At 58.5% G+C, this 16,207-nt stretch carries 9 protein-coding genes; 3 read left to right on the top strand and 6 right to left on the bottom strand.

The window, feature by feature from the left end; all coding sequences use genetic code 11:
* Nucleotides 1-66 precede the first annotated feature (66 nt).
* The 3 genes from AC2FNN_RS04465 to AC2FNN_RS04455 all read left to right on the top strand — a co-directional run bounded on the left by AC2FNN_RS04465 (nucleotide 67) and on the right by AC2FNN_RS04455 (nucleotide 5,714).
* On the top strand, nucleotides 67-738 hold the full coding sequence (locus AC2FNN_RS04465) for a GntR family transcriptional regulator (RefSeq protein ID WP_496756882.1): 672 nt from the start codon (nucleotides 67-69) through the stop codon (nucleotides 736-738).
* Nucleotides 739-992: 254 nt separating this feature from the next.
* Nucleotides 993-1,385 carry a hypothetical protein gene (locus AC2FNN_RS04460; RefSeq protein ID WP_496756880.1) on the top strand — a complete coding sequence of 131 codons (393 nt, stop codon included), beginning with the start codon at nucleotides 993-995 and terminating at the stop codon, nucleotides 1,383-1,385.
* 39 nt (nucleotides 1,386-1,424) lie between these two features.
* Nucleotides 1,425-5,714, top strand: a complete 4,290-nt coding sequence (locus tag AC2FNN_RS04455; protein WP_496756879.1) for a thiopeptide-type bacteriocin biosynthesis protein — start codon at nucleotides 1,425-1,427, stop codon at nucleotides 5,712-5,714.
* 168 nt (nucleotides 5,715-5,882) lie between these two features.
* Here AC2FNN_RS04455 and AC2FNN_RS04450 read toward each other — a convergent pair whose 3' ends face one another.
* The 6 genes from AC2FNN_RS04450 to AC2FNN_RS04425 are packed head-to-tail and all read right to left on the bottom strand — an operon-like array spanning nucleotide 5,883 to nucleotide 15,914.
* Nucleotides 5,883-8,105, bottom strand: a complete 2,223-nt coding sequence (locus tag AC2FNN_RS04450) for a geranylgeranyl reductase family protein (RefSeq protein ID WP_496756877.1) — start codon at nucleotides 8,103-8,105, stop codon at nucleotides 5,883-5,885.
* 1 nt (nucleotide 8,106) lies between these two features.
* Nucleotides 8,107-9,081: a polyprenyl synthetase family protein gene (locus tag AC2FNN_RS04445; RefSeq protein WP_496756875.1), complete on the bottom strand. Its 975-nt coding sequence runs from the start codon at nucleotides 9,079-9,081 to the stop codon at nucleotides 8,107-8,109.
* Entirely contained in the window at nucleotides 9,074-9,529 is a 456-nt protein-coding gene (locus AC2FNN_RS04440) for a hypothetical protein (protein ID WP_171633556.1), read from the bottom strand. Before AC2FNN_RS04440 ends, AC2FNN_RS04445 begins: the two co-directional genes overlap by 8 nt.
* A 30-nt stretch (nucleotides 9,530-9,559) precedes the next feature.
* A complete protein-coding gene (locus AC2FNN_RS04435) occupies nucleotides 9,560-10,957 on the bottom strand; it encodes a S8 family peptidase (RefSeq protein WP_496756874.1) in 1,398 nt (465 codons plus the stop codon).
* A 16-nt stretch (nucleotides 10,958-10,973) separates the two neighbouring features.
* On the bottom strand, nucleotides 10,974-15,203 hold the full coding sequence (locus AC2FNN_RS04430; protein ID WP_496756872.1) for a PKD domain-containing protein: 4,230 nt from the start codon (nucleotides 15,201-15,203) through the stop codon (nucleotides 10,974-10,976).
* A gap of 48 nt (nucleotides 15,204-15,251) precedes the next feature.
* Nucleotides 15,252-15,914 carry a hypothetical protein gene (locus AC2FNN_RS04425; protein WP_496756871.1) on the bottom strand — a complete coding sequence of 221 codons (663 nt, stop codon included), beginning with the start codon at nucleotides 15,912-15,914 and terminating at the stop codon, nucleotides 15,252-15,254.
* Between the last annotated feature and the right edge of the window lie 293 nt (nucleotides 15,915-16,207).

Genomic DNA, 16,207 nt, shown 5'->3' with positions numbered 1-16,207 from the left:
ATTCGCCTTGGCACCAGATGCTTTTTTGAATACAGAATTCACAAAACACGGAAAGAGAGGCTCCGAGTGGCTCTGAAACAGATTAAAACACAGCGCAGACGGCTGGCGGACGAGGTTTATGATCAGTTGGTCGAAGCCATAATGAGCCGCGAAATCTCTGCCGAAGATCGATTGGTCCAGGAAAAGCTGGCAGCGGAACTGAATATCAGCCGCACCCCGGTTCGCGAAGCCCTGATGCGGCTGGAAACCGAAGGGGTTCTGGAAGTCGCCGCAAGCGGTGGTTTCCGGCTGGCCCGCATGGATCAAGCCGAAGTCCGGCAGCTGTATCAGGCCCGCGCCGCAATCGAAGGTCAGGCCGCCCGGATTCTTGCAGCCCACGCAGACCCCACGGTTCTGGAGGGTTTGCGCGAGCTGATTCGTCGTGAAGAAAACCTGAGCAACCCTACGACCCGAGATTATTTCATCGCGAACCGACGCATACACCGCGCCTTCATGGTTGAGGCGGGAAACAAGTTCCTGCTGGACATGTTCGACATGATCTGGGGCAAGGCCATGGCCTTTCACCTGTTTTCCGCCATCGAAAATGTCGATATCTCAAAGTCTCTGGGTGATCATCAGGCGCTTGTCGACGCGATTGAAACCGGGGACGTGACAGAGGCGCTGGAAACTTTCACCGCCCATATTCAGGCCGGGTTCGATTTGCAGATCGAGGGGCTGAAAGAAGCGGACAACGGCTGACGTACAGAACTGTCGGCAAGGCGGACCGCGCCGGTTCGCCTGTCTGAAACCGGCTCATGTATCTCGGGCGATATCATCAAGATATCTGCGCGCTATTCTGACGGCTTCATGACAAAATGGTTCTTTTCGTCTATTATTGAAATCTCTCATCACAAAGACGCTCCGATTCCATCGGAGTTGATATTTGAACGACACATTTTTCCACAGGCGGTCCCAAGTCGACTATTCGACCACCTCAGATTCCGGAGAGAGAAATGAGTGCTGACGAAAACGACAATCGCAAAGAACACGATTACACCGAAAGCGAAAAGACAGATCCGGAATGCCGGTCTGTCGATGACAGGCTGACCGCGATCGAGCAGCGCCTCGACCAGTTGATGCGCGTCATGGAACCAGGCCCGGAAGACAGGCTGGAAACCGTCGAACATCGCGTGGACGCGCTTTTGACATCCATCGAATCCCTGGGCGAGCCGGGGGATCACTCTTCTGGCTTCAATCCTACGTCCACCGGTCCTGCCTTCGGCTTCGTTGACGCCGGCAGCGTTGGCGCTCCGACACGCCGCACGTTCAGCTGGGCCAAGAATTGCTGCAAGAATTGGTGCAGCATCCGTGCCAGCAGCAAAGGGTGCCATCCAAACGCCTGCTGAATGACAAATCCCGTTTGGCGGGGAAAATTGTTTTGTTCCATGTCTATTTCGACAACGCGGATTGATGCGGCAATACAGTCCATTGCAGGGTCGATTGCTGCGGCCCCGATCAGAACTGATGCGATCGGACTGGGAAGCGCCGTCGCCGGAGAGGCGCTGGCATTGCTGGCGGCAGACAAGTTTCTGAAAGATGATCGCGTGCGATCCGCCGCGTCACGTCGCCTTGCGACCATCTGGGCTCGGGACCGAGACCAGAGAGGAGCCCCTGTTTCACTGTTCGATGGCCGCGCCGGTCTTGGGTTGCTGGCCTGTCATGCTTTGGACGCCAATCCAAACGATCCCGAAGCGCAACTGGCGCTTGACCGTGCCCTGCGTTCGGTCGCGCAACGCCTTCTCGAAGCCCCCTGGATGGGGCATTTCGATCACGTGTCCGGTCTTGCGGGTATGTCCGTATTCCTGTGCGAACCGAAATCCCGAACGGCCCGTCTTGGGGGAAAGTCGCTGTGCCTGCGTTTGGCCGAGGAGCTTTGGAGGCACTCGGCACGCACAGAACGGGGGCTTGCGTGGACGGAACCTTTTTCCTCACCGGAAGACGAGACCGGCCCCGAGAAAACAACACGGTACCTTGTCAACATGGGGCTGGCACACGGTTCTCCCGGCGCCGTTCTGGCTCTGGCTCGCCTGGGTCGGCGGCACGCGTTTACGCCGCGACACATCGAAGACCTCAAAGACGCGGTCCTGTTTCTCCTTTCGCACCGGGGCGCGTTTTCAGACAGTGGCCTGTCATCCTGCTTTCCCTGCATGTCAGCGCTCAGTCATGCCTGGGAGGTGCCGTCGCGTCTTGCGTGGTGTTATGGCGACCTTGGCATCATATACACCGCGCTCGCGGCGGCGGGGCTGGTGGGGATGGAAGACGAAATACGCGATGTCGCATCGCGGGTTCTGGTATCCTGCGTCAACAGACCTATTCGTAAGACAGGTATCAATGATGGCGGGCTATGCCATGGCGATGCCGGAATTGTGGTGATGGCCCTTGCCATTCGATCGCTTTATCCCAAAGCAGACGTCGACCCCCTGATCAAAAAGCACGCCGAACGGCTTTTGTCCCTCGTTGAACGGGAATTGAGCCCGAACGGGCTTCCCGCGATCGGCGCAGGCTGGAAGACGTTTCAATCGACGGATCTTCTGACCGGGTCGAGCGGCGTTTTGTTGGCACTGCTTGCGCTAAAGGACGCGGATTACCTCGGATATCTGAAGTTCATGGGGCTGGATGTTGAACAGAATGTGCATTGTCCGTCCCAACCAGAACCGCGCAGCTCTCATCCTTTCCTCGGAATTCGTGTTTGTACGCGTTCACCGCAGCACGATCTTGGCGGAGACACGAAAAGCACCCGAAAGAAGGATCTGGAAAAGCGTGCATCAGATTTAATTCGCGATCCGTCCTTTGCCTTGTCGTTGTTCATTGCACGACCCGGTTTCTTTTCGAAGGTCATGCAGGAAATCGAGAAAGGCGAAGACCTCTCCCCCGCAGTCCTCGGCACATTGTTTCGGTTTGTTTACAGAACGTGTTTCCGCCCAACGCCGTTCGGTGCGTTCGCAGCGGTGGGTACGGCAATACCTGTTGCAGGCAAGGACATCGTCACCGTGGCAGATCACCATCTGGATATGGATCTGGATTGTGGGTTTTTGTCTCATATTGCCGCCGGCCTTGCCGAGACGCAAAGCACGAGGGTGCGATGCAACCCATCGGTATGGTGGGAACAGGACGTTTTGCACTGGATAACCAATGGTGATCTCGACGGGCCCTGGAACCACGAACAGATCATTGCAGCGGCGGATTCCGATCTGGCAGAGTTCATCTTTGATGTCGATTCCGCCCCGATTTCCGATCTGGAAACGGCCCTCAAAGACCGCCCTCTCAAATCTGCCGTGACGATCTCGGATCTCTGTCGGTCCGAGGTTCTGATACGACAGAAAGACCCAATACTTCTGGGGCATGACGCAACCGCCAGAACGCTGAAGCGGCTGGAAAGAGATATGACCGCCCCACAAAAGAGAGGCTTGGCGGCACTCGGGCATGATCTTGATGCCGCGCGTGAAAACCCTTCGATGAACGCATTAAAGCAACTTGGGCGAACAGCGGACTCTTTCGCCCCGGGTTGGAGAGGTGATTTTCTGCATGTCGATGCCCATTGCGTCGGCACGTTGGAAACACCTATGCGCGCGGTGCAAGCACTGACCGACGCATGGAACATTTTGGAAAAGATCGGCTTTCGCGTGCCAAAGCCAAACCGTTTTCTGGAATTTGAACGGCGTTTCCTTGACCGTTACGGTGACCGCGCCGTGTTGCTGGGTCAGGCCGTGGATGCCGAAAGCGGGCTTGCATATCTCGGCATGCCGCTGCGTATGGATTTCGTTACAGGCACGGGGTCGTCAAGTGATGCCCCCAGGCAAAACCTTCGGGAATTTCCGCTGGAACCCGATTGGGGGGCGCGCGAGTGGCAGCTATCCGCGCAGGATATCGAGATCCTGCATGCCCGCAACACGGATCAGGCGCCTTTCGCCATCCGGGATGGCGTTCTTCTGAGCAAGGCAGGACGCAGTGCCGGGCACAAACCCGTCTGGACGGCCTATCCCGAAGGAATTTTTCCGGGCGGGCCCAAGGCGATTTTCGGCCGTTTCTCAAGGCGAAATCAGTTTATCGCAGACGCGTTGATGCAACACAGCCCCACGCGTGAAGAGGATTCGACAATTGTCGAAGCAGACATCCTGTGCGCCACGGACCCCCGGTCATCAAACATCCTCAGACGCGCCAGCCTTTCCCGGTATGTCATCGAGATCCTCGGCGACAGCGGGTTGCCGTCCGAACGGCGGATTCCGCTTCACGATCTGTGGCTTCGTCACGATGGCAGTCGGTTCCGGCTGTTCTGGGGCAGCCAAGGCGTCGAGGTCATTCCACAGTTGCATGCTGCCCACCAAAGCCCCCCCGGGGCTCCGGCTGTCTATCTTCTGCTCATCGACATCGCCACGCACATGCGGCAACCGACGGTGATCTGGTCGTGGCAATCGCAAAGCAATCGGAACCGGCTGCCCAGGGTCTGTGCTGGAAATGTGGTCCTTGCACCGCAAAGGTGGCGGCTTTGTATCCCGACAGAGGTGGTCAGATCAGGCAAAGCGGAATTCTGGCTGGAAGCCAACCGAGAAAAACTGGAATTGCCGCGATATGTGGCCCCCACGGATGAGGCCAGTGACATGGCCACGCCATGGGATCTGGACAACCCCTTTTCCACTGCCAACCTGATAAAGACGTTGAAAAAAGGGCCGCTTTCGATCTGCGAGTACCTTCCAACGCCCAAGGATTGGTGGATCGACTCGCCGCATGGTCGATTGGCCTCTGAACTGGTTTATGCCCCTGCAAAGCCAGCCGAAACGCCCTATGTCGAATTCGATGCCAACCCGGCCGCTTGGCAACCGCTGGGGCACGGCACTGATGAGGCCGGATCATGGTTGTTTCTGCGGCTTTTCGGGGATGCCATGAAGCTGGAACAGTTCCTGATACTGCAATCGAACAGGTTAACGCTGTGGCAGAAACGCACTCTGATCGAGAATTGGTTCTTCGTAAGATATGCAGACCCGGAACTTGAACTGCGCCTCCGCATCAAGTTTTCGAACGACCCTGACAGAGTTCTGAGGAACCGGGTGCTTGTCCACTTGCAGAAAACGGCCGGTGGATTGGTAGACAGGTTTCTTGTTGATGAGTACCTGCCTGAAACGGCGCGCTACGGCGGAGAACTGGGGCTTGGCGCCTGCGAAAGGATATTCGGCGCCGACTCGATCACTGCGCTTGATGTGCTTAACGATCCGAAGATCGGCCGATCCAGACGATGGATGGCGTCAGCCGCCAGTATCGACACCCTGTTCGAAGATTTGGAACTGCCCACAGGTGTTCGGCTGGCGATCGCCGAGCGCTGTTCGCAATACTACGGCGGCGGCACGGCGTCGCGCCGGATTGCGCGTCGTGCCATTGGAAAGGAATGGAAAAGTGCATGCGTTGTTCTGAGTGAACTCGGTGTGGGCAAGGGCATTCATTCGCGGCCATCGCGCTGGAACGCGCGTGCGGCCAAACTTCATCCGGATCTCGGACGCCTACAGCGAGAGGAACAGGATGGCCGGTTGGGAAGCAGTTTGGCCGACGTTCTGGGAAGCCTCGCTCATATGTCCATCAACCGGATCCTCCACTGGGGAACCACCGCGGAAGAGGCGGTCATCCACGAGGCGCTGTGTCGGCATTATCGAACCAAATTGAACCACGGGTGGAAGTCGTACTAGGTGGCCCGCTCATGGCAGCGGATTGGAACCCGAACCGTCCTTCCGAAACATGGGCTGTCCACACATACCCCCTGCCCCTGAATGATTCACCCGGCGCACGGGTCAAGATAACACGGATCGTTGCGCTTTTGGCTGGCAGCGGGACACCTCGGAACCTGGATCACACCTTCAAAGCACCTGGCGTTTTGGGACCTGTCGACTTACCGCGTAGCCTGCAAGCGCCGAAAGCGATTTTGCCACGCCGCCCCGTGGCACTGGGCTTAGCGCCGCTATTGCCTGATCGCGGTATTCTTCAGGCAATTGCTGCCTCTTGATATGGCGCGTGGCCGGGGAAAGCTCTGCCAAAAACCGCTCGGGGTCGCGGTGACTGAGGAAAGCACGGGCTGCCGCGCCCCCTGTTTGCCCCCGCGCCGCCTCGAGAACAGGTACGCTGAACAGGCCGCTGGAAAGATCTGACGCAAATGGGGTGCTGCCCGGGGGGCGGTCCAGGGCCAGTTCATCCTCGGTCAGCAGGTAAGCCAGGCCAAGATTCTCGCCATAGTCGCGAAGGGCATCTGACAGATCGTTTTGTTCGGCAAGCATCGCACCGAGTTCGCAAGGCAATCGGAAAAATGCAGCCATGCATTGCCGCATCTGCGCGATACGCTTTTCGACCGCCAGATCCGGTTGCCATGCGGTCCGAAGCTCGGACACTCGGCCTTCACAGGCCGAGGCCATGACACTCAGGATTGATGGCACCAGATCCGGGCAGTCCCGTGCGCCGACTTCATGCGCCTTCGCCAAAAGGTAATCACCTGTGAGTATCCCAAGCTTGTCGCCCCAGTTGGCCTTGGCGTCGGATGTTGCGGCCGCGGCCTCGATCCCTCGAATGCCGCTTTGGGCAAGAAACCCCAGATACGCAAGCTCCAGCGCCGTGGCCGCGGCACGACGTCTTTTGGCCTCAACATCACCCAGATAGGACGTCAGCAAAAGCAACAGCGAAGGTCGAAACGCAACCATGTCAGCCCGCTTGCCCGCGAAGGACATGCGCGTCAGAAACGGCCAATCGGTGCGCACGATATTATTGAGGCGCGCGCCCACATCGCGCAGGTCGTCCCCAAGCGGCATCTCGGGCACGCGCACAAGGGGCGACACGTCGTCCAGCATGGCGCTTTCCACATCACCGCCAGTGCCTTCAGGCACCAAAACGGCGCGGCGCAGCATGTTGTGGACCGGTTTTTCGCTTTCAAACGTATCGTCCAACACGCGCCAGATGAACTCGTATCGGCGGCTTGCGCGGTTCCCGAGCGTGAAGTACCCGGCAAAGCGATCCCCCAGCAAAAGCGCATAATCTTCCGCCGCCACCCAGGGGCCTGCCCCGGTGCGGAGACATCGATCAGTGGTTTGCGCCGCAAGCGCACCGGATTCCAGCGCAAAGCTGATTCCTTCCCCCGTAAACGGGCTGATAAGACCGGCGGCGTCCCCTACCAGCAACAGACCTGAATGGGCGGCGCGTTCCGGTGCGAAATCGAACCTCAGCGGTGCGCCCAAGGTCGTGCCGGACAACTGAATGCCCGAATATTCCGGATAATCCTTGCGGAGCACGTCCAGAAATTGATCGAACAATGTCCTGACATTGGTATCGAACGCCCTGCAAAACAGCCCGACACCGACATTTGCAGTTCCCTTCCCCGTTGGGAACGCCCAGCCATAAGACGGCAACAAGTACCGGTCCGTAACATCAGTCAATGGCAGCATTATTTCGAGCAGTGGCGGAGTATCTCCGCAGCCGTCGGCATAGCCGCGAAGCGCGGTGCCATAGCCTTGTTCCGGTGCTTCCCGCAATCCCGCCGCTTTCGCCAATCGAGACGCGGCCCCGTCTGCGGCGATGACCATGTACCCGGTCAGAACCACTGTCGTGCCATCCTGCATCCGAGCGGTGACACCTGTGACAGCCCCGCTTTCATCCGTAACCAGATCGTCGGCGCGGCATTTCGGCAAGAAAGCCGCACCTTCCGCGCGGGCCTGACGCAAAAGACAGTCATCCAGTATCAAACGGGGTACAACCAGCCCATAGTCATCTTCGCCCTCGTATCGAAAATCCCGGTGGCCCCTGTTGCGCATATGGACGCGCACACCTTCGACCTCCTGTTGATCGGCAAGCGCGGACAGAATGCCGAGGCGTTTCAGCTGAGAGATACCGGACCGGGTGATTCCGTCTCCACAGCTTTTGTCCCGAGGGAAATCCTCACGGTCGATCAGAATGACCTTTCGACCTCTCCGCGCCAGTTCAATGGCGGCAGCGCTGCCGCCGGGGCCCGCACCGACAATGATGGCGTCCCATGTTTCGGCAGCGGCCTCCGCAGGTGTCGCAAGCGGCAGATCCTCGGCAAGAGGGCCGAAACCGTCCATGTCAGGCCCTCCTTTCCACAGAGAGCCGGGCGAGGTTTGCCAGCGAGTCGCGCAGCACATGATCGTCCAGCCCCAAGATGACCTGTACGGCTGCCTCGGATTTGTCCCGCGCCAGCTTTTTAGTAGCTTCAACCGCGCCCGAATTTCGAATGATCTCTACAGCACGCGAAATATCCGAATCCTGCATTTCAGCCAGCCTCAACCTGGCCCGCAATTCATCGGCGGCCTGACTGTTCTGACCCAGGCACAGGAGCACCGGCATCGTATAGGCCCCTTCGCGCAGATCAGAGGCGGACCCTTTTCCAAGCTCGGCGCTGCTTGCAATGTAATCCAGAACATCGTCGCGCAGTTGAAACGCCAGGCCGAGGCACTTTGAATAGGTGATCAGTGCGTCTCGATCCTGATCACTTACGTCAGCCAACAGCGCCCCCAGCGATGCGGCGAGAACAAACAGCTCGGCCGTCTTGCCCTCGAGCATTTCAAGATGCTCTTCAATGGTCCAATCGGCGTTGTAGGCGTTTTCTGCTTCGCGCAGCTGCCCAAGACACAGCGCGGAACAGTGTTTGCCAGCCAGCTCAGAGGCTTTGGGGCTGATGGAAACCAACAGGTTTATTGCACGGGCCAGAATGAATGTTCCGGCGAAGCTTGCGATGGGCGAAGACCAGCGACGGTTCACGCTTTCCGCTCCACGTCGAAGTTCGGCCCGGTCCATGACGTCGTCATGATAGAGCGACGCCACATGGATCATTTCGACAGCCGCCGCCGCCTGAATTGCGCGCTTGCGGCCTTCTGTGTCGGTGAGGTTTCGCGCGGTAAGCAGCAGAAGAATTGGCCGCAACCGTTTCCCGCCAGCGCCGATAAGCCAGTGGGCTATCTCTTCGAAACCCGGCTGGTCCGAGGCGACAGCATCCAATATGGATGCTTCAACTTGGGGTATCGTGGCCCGGACCTGTTCGTCTTGCAACCAGTCAGACATCCGCAATCTTGCGGAACTGCGCCAGCGTCTTCTGCAAACGCTTCGACCTGAGCGCCGCTTCGGAGTTCCTGATGAAACTGTCGTAGCCCTCGTGCAATGCTGCGGACTCGGCGCGAACAACAATCTCGCCACGGTGGAAAGCGTCCATTACGGTCATCCTGCCTTCGGAAATGGCCACAAGTGCTTCCGGTGAAATCGCGCCGACGCCCCGGCCCTTCCCTTTGCGCTTTTGGCTCGGGTTGATGTGAACTTCACCGCTCATCACCGAAACTTCGACCGACCCCATACCGAAAACACCAACCGTTGCACTGGCGCCCTCGTACTGCTTGACCAGTTCAGCATATTCCTTCTTGGCGTCCGCCTTGAAACCCGCCAAAGCATCTTCGGCCAGTTTTTCGACTGCCTTTGCACCCTCTTCCGGCTGCATCCGCTGTTCATAGTCTGCCACGTTCGTATCCTCCGTTCCAGAATTTCCAAATCAGACCGAGCCTACCGCTGCCCGAGCATCCACACGCCCGGCGCCCTGCTGCGTGGTCGGTGCGCCAATATCGACGGCCGTGGCCATGAGAACTGCCTTGATGTCAGCCGGCAGCAGCGTCGGGTTTCGCTGCAACATCAGTGCCGCGACCCCTGCGACATGAGGGCAGGCCATCGAGGTGCCGCTGGCCTCGAGATGAAGCGGATCTATCACGGTCGCGCCGCCATTCATGTCATTGCCGGTCGCCGATCGCGATGCCACGATATCCACGCCGGGGGCGGTGACATCCGGTTTGTCGCGTCCATCCGGCGTTGGTCCGGGGCTGGAGAAACCGGCCATGTTGTCGCTGTCATCGCTTGCGCCGACGGTGATCACACTCTGCGCAATACCCGGACAGCGAATGCGCGTGTCATAGGTGCCGCAACTGTCATTGCCCTCGTTGCCCGCGGCCACCACAAAGGTCACCCCGGCGGTCGAAGCCGCGTCAGCGGCGACACATAAAACGCATGTTCCGTCCGGATCGACCCAATTGCCGTTTCTGTGGGAAAAGCCCCAGGAATTGGAAAGAACATCCATCCCGTCCGCCACGGCCTGTTGGATTGCCGAAACGCAGTTTGGAGCGTTCCCGCTGCCAAACTGATCCAGCAGCTTATAGTCGTGGATGACCGCCCCCGTGGCGACACCACGGAACGTCGCGCCGTTACTGGCAACAACGCCCGCGCAATGCGTACCGTGACCGTTCAGGTCGCCCAACCCCTCGCCGGTAAAATCCTGTTGCGTGCCGAAATTCCCGGCAAGTTCAGGATGTGTCTGGTCCACGCCCGTATCCAGAACGGCAACATCCACCTCGCCTCCGTTGATCCCGCTGGCTTCCACGACATCGGCATTGATCAGCGGACGGCTGTTATCCAGGTCGATCAGGATCTGGTTTTTGCAGTGAACCATCTTCAGGACATCGGCGCGCCCTGCGATATCCGTAAGGCGCTGGTCATCGGCCAGAACAACCAGACTGTGGGTCAGCCAAAACGACCGTTCGACCTCAATCCCCCGCTCTTCAAAGCTTTTGGCGATTTTGCCCACCACATCTTCACCATGGCGTCGGTGTTGCATGATCGAACGGCGGCGCTGGCGCCGGTCGAACGCACGGGGCGGGCGATCGGGCGATGCCCTGCCGCTGCGCAGCGAGACCAGCACGCGATGCCGGGGAAGCTGGGCGGTTTCCGTTTGGCCAAGCAGGGCGTTTAGGCGCGCCTCTTTTCGGTTGGCCAAGAGGTCGCGCAAGATAATGCTGTCCATCTTCGAGATGGACTCGCTGCCGAACTCGGCACGAAGCTTCTCGATTTCACGACGTTCCGCTCTTTCGAAGCGATCAACGTGTTCCCGGCTTAACTCGGACATTTCGTGCTCCTTTAGATCATGGTCTTATGGGGTTTTCAGGAATGGCCTGACGTTTGGTGGAATGGGTGATCATCACCACGGAAGGATCGTTGGCCATTGTCGCGATGGCCCCGTGCGAAAGTTCAACCGCAACACTGTCGATTAGCCAAAGTTCGGAAATCCCGACACCGCCCAGGTTTTCCAGAGTACCGACCAGGGGCCGTGTGCGTCGGCGGAAATAATCTTCGCGTGCCTTCGTTTCGGCGCGCCGGAAAGAGGGCGCATTGCCTTCGGTGTCTGGCGTCAAGCGCAATATGACCTGCACCGAGTTCCCATCATCGCCGTCTTTTACAGCCTTCGCCAAATCCGATTGCAGTTGAGTGTCCAGCTTGCCCCAAGCCGCCTCGGACAGGCCGAACGGATGGGGGCTGTTGGTTTCGGTCAAAGTTCTGTCCTCCGTGGTCGTCCCTGCACTGAACATGGCTGGTGCGACGGCACGGTCGAAGCGCGGATTCACGACAACGCCGGGCCCCGGTTCAGGCTCTGCCGAGGGCGTGCTGCGCGGGTGTTCCGGCCGGAAACACAGTTCGATCAACGCGGCTTCCTGCGCACGCATGGCAAGGGTCACCATGCCGCTTGCCTGAATCTCGATAACCTGTACACCCTGCTGCTGCGTTCCTGTCCGGGTCGTCAGGACATTGCCCGCCGCATCAAGTGCGATGACCGTTATGGGCTTACCGCCAGCATAGCTCAGCTTGAGGCGGGCCCAGTCAGCGACAACCGGCAAATGGGCAAAGACACCGGCGATGGAAAGCAACAGTTTGGGTGTGCCTTGTGGCTGGAACCCGCCAATGATCTGAAGAAGGCTGCCCTTGGTCGGCAGGAACCGCACACCACCGACGTTCAGTAGCGGATGGCGGGAAGGCAGTTTCTGGCCGCGAAAATCAACGCAACGTTCACGCGGGGGTATTTCCGGATCGGGCTTCGGCTGGTCCGGGCAATGCGGCTGAATCGCGATGAAAGCACAATCATCAATGTACCCAAGCGCATCGTTGCGCGGATCATCTCCGCTGAACTCCAGAAATACCGTCACGGCTTCGGCTTCCGCCGTCACGCGGCCCCGCAATTGCCGCCAGGCACCGTTCAGATCGCCGGTCCACCATTCCACCCAGGGCGCCCGCGGATCATCACCACCGCGCGGATCCAAACCCAGAGCATAGCCGCCTGCACCGCGGGCTTCTGTTGTGAACCAACATGAGAACTCATAGTCCCACCCCGGGTTCGAACCGAGCGATTGCCAAAGCCCGACACGAAGGCCGCGTTGCGCGATGACCCTTTGGGACCTGTCACCGGTTCGGACGATGCAACCTTCGCAGTCAAAGGCATCGGCAGGGATCGGGGCCAATTGCGGAACGGGATTTCCCTTTCCGGCGTGAAAGGCTGCCAAGTCGGTCAGCCACGCATAGGGTGTCCAGAACCGACCGACATTGCCCGCTGGAAGCGAACGGAAACCATCTTCGAAACCGGGGTTCAGCAAATGCACGACCCGGACGGTCAGGTCATCCTGACCAAAGGCGCCATCGTCATCCATGACGGTACAGAAGGCCCGGAAGTCACCACATTTTTCATAGATATGTGAGGCGGTCGCCGTGCCTTCGGCTGCTGGCGGTTCGTTCGTTTCCTCGATCAGGGCGGTGCGGGGTTCGCTGCAATCGCCGAAATCCCACTTGGCTGTATGCGTGTCGCACCAGCCCGGATCCCTGAAATCGGCGACAAGCGTGATCGGTGTGCAGACATACGCATAAAGATCCGGGCCAGCTTCGACCTCGGGCGGAACATTGGTAACGGTGACATGCAAGGTGTCGATGGCCTCGCCGCCGTTGACATCGCGAATACGCACCGTGACGGTGTATTCGCCATTGTCGCACCAGGCATGGGTCACGGTCGACGTGCCTGTCGCCTCAGGAGGGGTATTGGTTTCAGAAATCACGCCGGGTTTGGGCGCGTGGTGATCACCGAAATACCACATGGATTCGTGGGTGTCGGGGTATTCGACATCTCGGAACCGTGCGACCAGAGTGACCTCTTCGCCCTCCTGCACCGTCAGATCAGGGCCGGCATCCACTGTCGGCGGCACGTTTTCGACGGTAACAAGCGAGAAGCTGCGACTGCGCGCGCCGCCCGGCTGGTTGATCGTCAGCGCATGTTTTGCGGTGTAGACACCGCTTGCAGCATAGACATGCTGAATCGAGGACAAGATCGCGACCGGTGTTCCGTCACCCGGCAACCACTCGTAACCCGCGTCAGGATGTTCATTTGCAGCCGCAAGCGACATGGCCGATGCGGCCGCACCCGACCGTGCCCCGCCCGAATCCGCCGGGACGACATCCGTGGCTTCGCAACTGCTTATGACAGTGAAATCTCCGGCGATTTCAAGACCGTCGGTATCAATCACGATCGGGTCCGAGAATACCGCTTCGACCCGCCCGATCCTGGCAAGGTTCTCCGGCCAGCCGGTGATACCCGTGACCGTATTCGTAACTTCATCTGACAGGATTTCACTGCCCATGCTTTCGGCAATTCCGCGGACGACAAGGGCCACGATCACAACGACCAATGCGCCCAGAATTCCGAAAGCACCGAACGACAATATCGCGGCGATTGCCGTCAGCACCCAAAGCAGCACGGATTCTTCAGGATCGACATCGCTGTCGATTTCAAAGTGATCCATTTGCTGTCCACCGGTTGGACCCAGCGAACCGTTAGGCTGCCAGCGCAATCCGACATCGTTGAAAAAGTCGGCATCCACATCAATGCTGCCCAGGATCGCGTCTACGACCGTCACTTTGCCTGATATTCTGATCGCCCCCGCCCTGAGGCTCACGTCCAGATCGGTCAGCCGGACTTCGCGCCCGTCAGGTGTAAAGGTCTTTGGTAGGTCGTCATCCGACAACTCGGCTTCGATGCGCGCCGTTTCAATCGATGCTTCGACCTGGGCCGCGCTGATGGCAATTGCAAAATCCCTGTCAGCAGGAATGAAATTGGCAAGCCCGCCTACGTCACCGCCGCCGTCATCGTTCAAGGCGATCGCCAGAAACTCGTTCGTCACGCCGACGGTGATGCTGTCGACTTCAAACTCTTCGTCCGTTGCCTCTGGTCCCCAGATGTAAACAAAATCGCGGGCCTCGAGATCCTGATGAAAAAAGTCGCCGATGAATTCTTCGATCTCGGCCACTGTCGGGGCCGCAATTGAAATCTCGCCCAGCCCACTGGCCAATTCCTGCCCCCGCGACACCAGTTCGCTGGAAATCTGGGCGTCGAGGTCAATCGCGACCAACGGGATCGCCGCCAGTTGATCACGGTTGTCGATGTAATTGTCACCCTCTGGCCCATATTCCGGACCGGCGGGGGTGATCGCGTCCACCGTAACGATGGCCGCGTTCAAATCCGTGCGGAATTCCGAACCGACCCGACTGAAAGGTGCCGTGATGTTGATCCGCGTTTCGATCCCCATGGGATCCTGCGGATTGAAAAAAAGCTGTACGGTCGGCCCAACGACAATGTTGAACATGCGCAGATAGACCGGCAGCGAAATTGTTATGTCACCGCCAGACACGGTGGTTTCAATATCGTGCACCGCGTCCGAAGCGTCGTTGAAGATTTCTGCATGGACATCTGTCGTCAACGCTCCCAAGGCAAATTGCAACTCGGTCTCATCGATGACATGGGGGATGGAGGGAAAGGCCGGATCGATCGGTCCGCCGGGGCCACCGTTCTCATAGGCTTTGTCCACGAATTCACTTGCGAACAATTCGATATTGGACGCAATCGGATCGCCGCTGGTCAGCGTGGCGGACACCTGATTGCGAGGCAGGCCATCCAACAGCCATCCCACATCCTGACGCCCGGGAATTAGGCCGATCGGCGCAGCCGCAGCAAGATCGGCCGTCATCGTCAGCATTTGCGCGGAGGGAACCGGGGGGTTTTCGATTTCGATCTGAATCAGGACACCAAGTTGAATTTCGGCACCGGTGATGTCCGGGCGCAAGCTGGCGTCCAACTGGTCTTCGGGAATCTGAACCGACCCGTCAGCTACGACAAACCCGCCAAAGGTTTCACCTGCGGGAACATCCATGAATTCCGGAATACGGCCTTCATCGCCGGGATCATCGTCGCATTCCGCAGACTTCCACGCCCCCCGAATGACCTTTCGCAGGACCTCTTCCGAGGCTTCGACGACAACTTCATATCCTCTTGTATTTGCCATCCTGACGTCCTCGGTCTGACGGCGCGAGGGAAACGCGCCCGGGTGTCTTCAAGCAGTGCCGGTGACAACGGCGCGGGGCGTGATATTGACAAGCCTACGTTTGCCGGTTCGCACGGCACGATACAGCGCCTCGGTCGCAAAGCGCGGTGTCGATGCATCAAGTTGCCGGTAGGCAAGCAGCGGAGAGATGATTTTATGCGCCTTGCTCAGTGCTTCCAACGGGTCGGGAATCTTCACGGGCTCGATCAGACTTGGATCGATCCCGGCGACGGAATTACCCTTGGCTTTCCCGGGAAACCGGCGCGCGATTTCCGATGCCTTGACCCTGGCCACCTTCACTTTGGAGGTGGAATAGGGCACTTTTCGCATCGGCATGGACAAGGGAGACAGGTCAGGCCGTTTTGAAGCCTCATCGACCAGTTTCAACTCGTCGAAAAGTACCACAGCCAGATCGTGTTCCTGCCCGGGATCAAATTCATGCCCGGACGCGGCGAAAATCTTTTTACGCAAACTTTTGCGTTCAACGATCTGTTTCTTGGAAAACCGCGCTCTGTCCTCCAGCTCAAGTCGGCCAGACAGGTCCAATTCGAACCCAAGTTCCTCAAGCGCCAACACGGGGTTAATCAGCGCAGCACGAGCAAGCTCTGGGGTGACATTCAAACGGGCAGCAATATCATGCACTGCTGCTTGAACGTCCTGAAACGTAGCCATAGCAGCCTTCCAATTACGAAAAAACGTAACTCTTGAACGCTTGGAACCAATAGATAGATACTTTGGGAGTCTGCCTTCACGATATATTTTTCAGGCGATTCCGTCAATGAGCCTGAGATGCCGCAAGGCTGACTTCAACCCGATCGCGTAACGGTGTTTGTCGCGTCGCTGGTTTTATCGGACGGGTTTGACGTGAAATATGCGGCCCGGCATACAGGCTCTGACCAACTATCGATAACTGCAATGCGGAACCTTCCCGCGCCATGGCCAGGGGCGGTGGTTTCAAGCAAAAC

The sequence above is a fragment of the Ruegeria sp. BHSA118 genome (assembly GCF_059613405.1).
Note: the sequence above shows the minus strand (reverse complement) of the source record. Positions and strands in the feature narration are given on the sequence as shown.

Bases quoted from the DNA above. Each gene is read 5' to 3' on its own strand.
- AC2FNN_RS04460 (WP_496756880.1), top strand. From the start codon at position 993: ATGAGTGCTGACGAAAACGACAATCGCAAAGAACACGATTACACCGAA.
- AC2FNN_RS04455 (WP_496756879.1), top strand. From the start codon at position 1,425: ATGTCTATTTCGACAACGCGGATTGATGCGGCAATACAGTCCATTGCA.
- AC2FNN_RS04450 (WP_496756877.1), bottom strand. From the start codon at position 8,105: ATGGACGGTTTCGGCCCTCTTGCCGAGGATCTGCCGCTTGCGACACCT.
- AC2FNN_RS04445 (WP_496756875.1), bottom strand. From the start codon at position 9,081: ATGTCTGACTGGTTGCAAGACGAACAGGTCCGGGCCACGATACCCCAA.
- AC2FNN_RS04435 (WP_496756874.1), bottom strand. From the start codon at position 10,957: ATGTCCGAGTTAAGCCGGGAACACGTTGATCGCTTCGAAAGAGCGGAA.
- AC2FNN_RS04430 (WP_496756872.1), bottom strand. From the start codon at position 15,203: ATGGCAAATACAAGAGGATATGAAGTTGTCGTCGAAGCCTCGGAAGAG.
- AC2FNN_RS04425 (WP_496756871.1), bottom strand. From the start codon at position 15,914: ATGGCTACGTTTCAGGACGTTCAAGCAGCAGTGCATGATATTGCTGCC.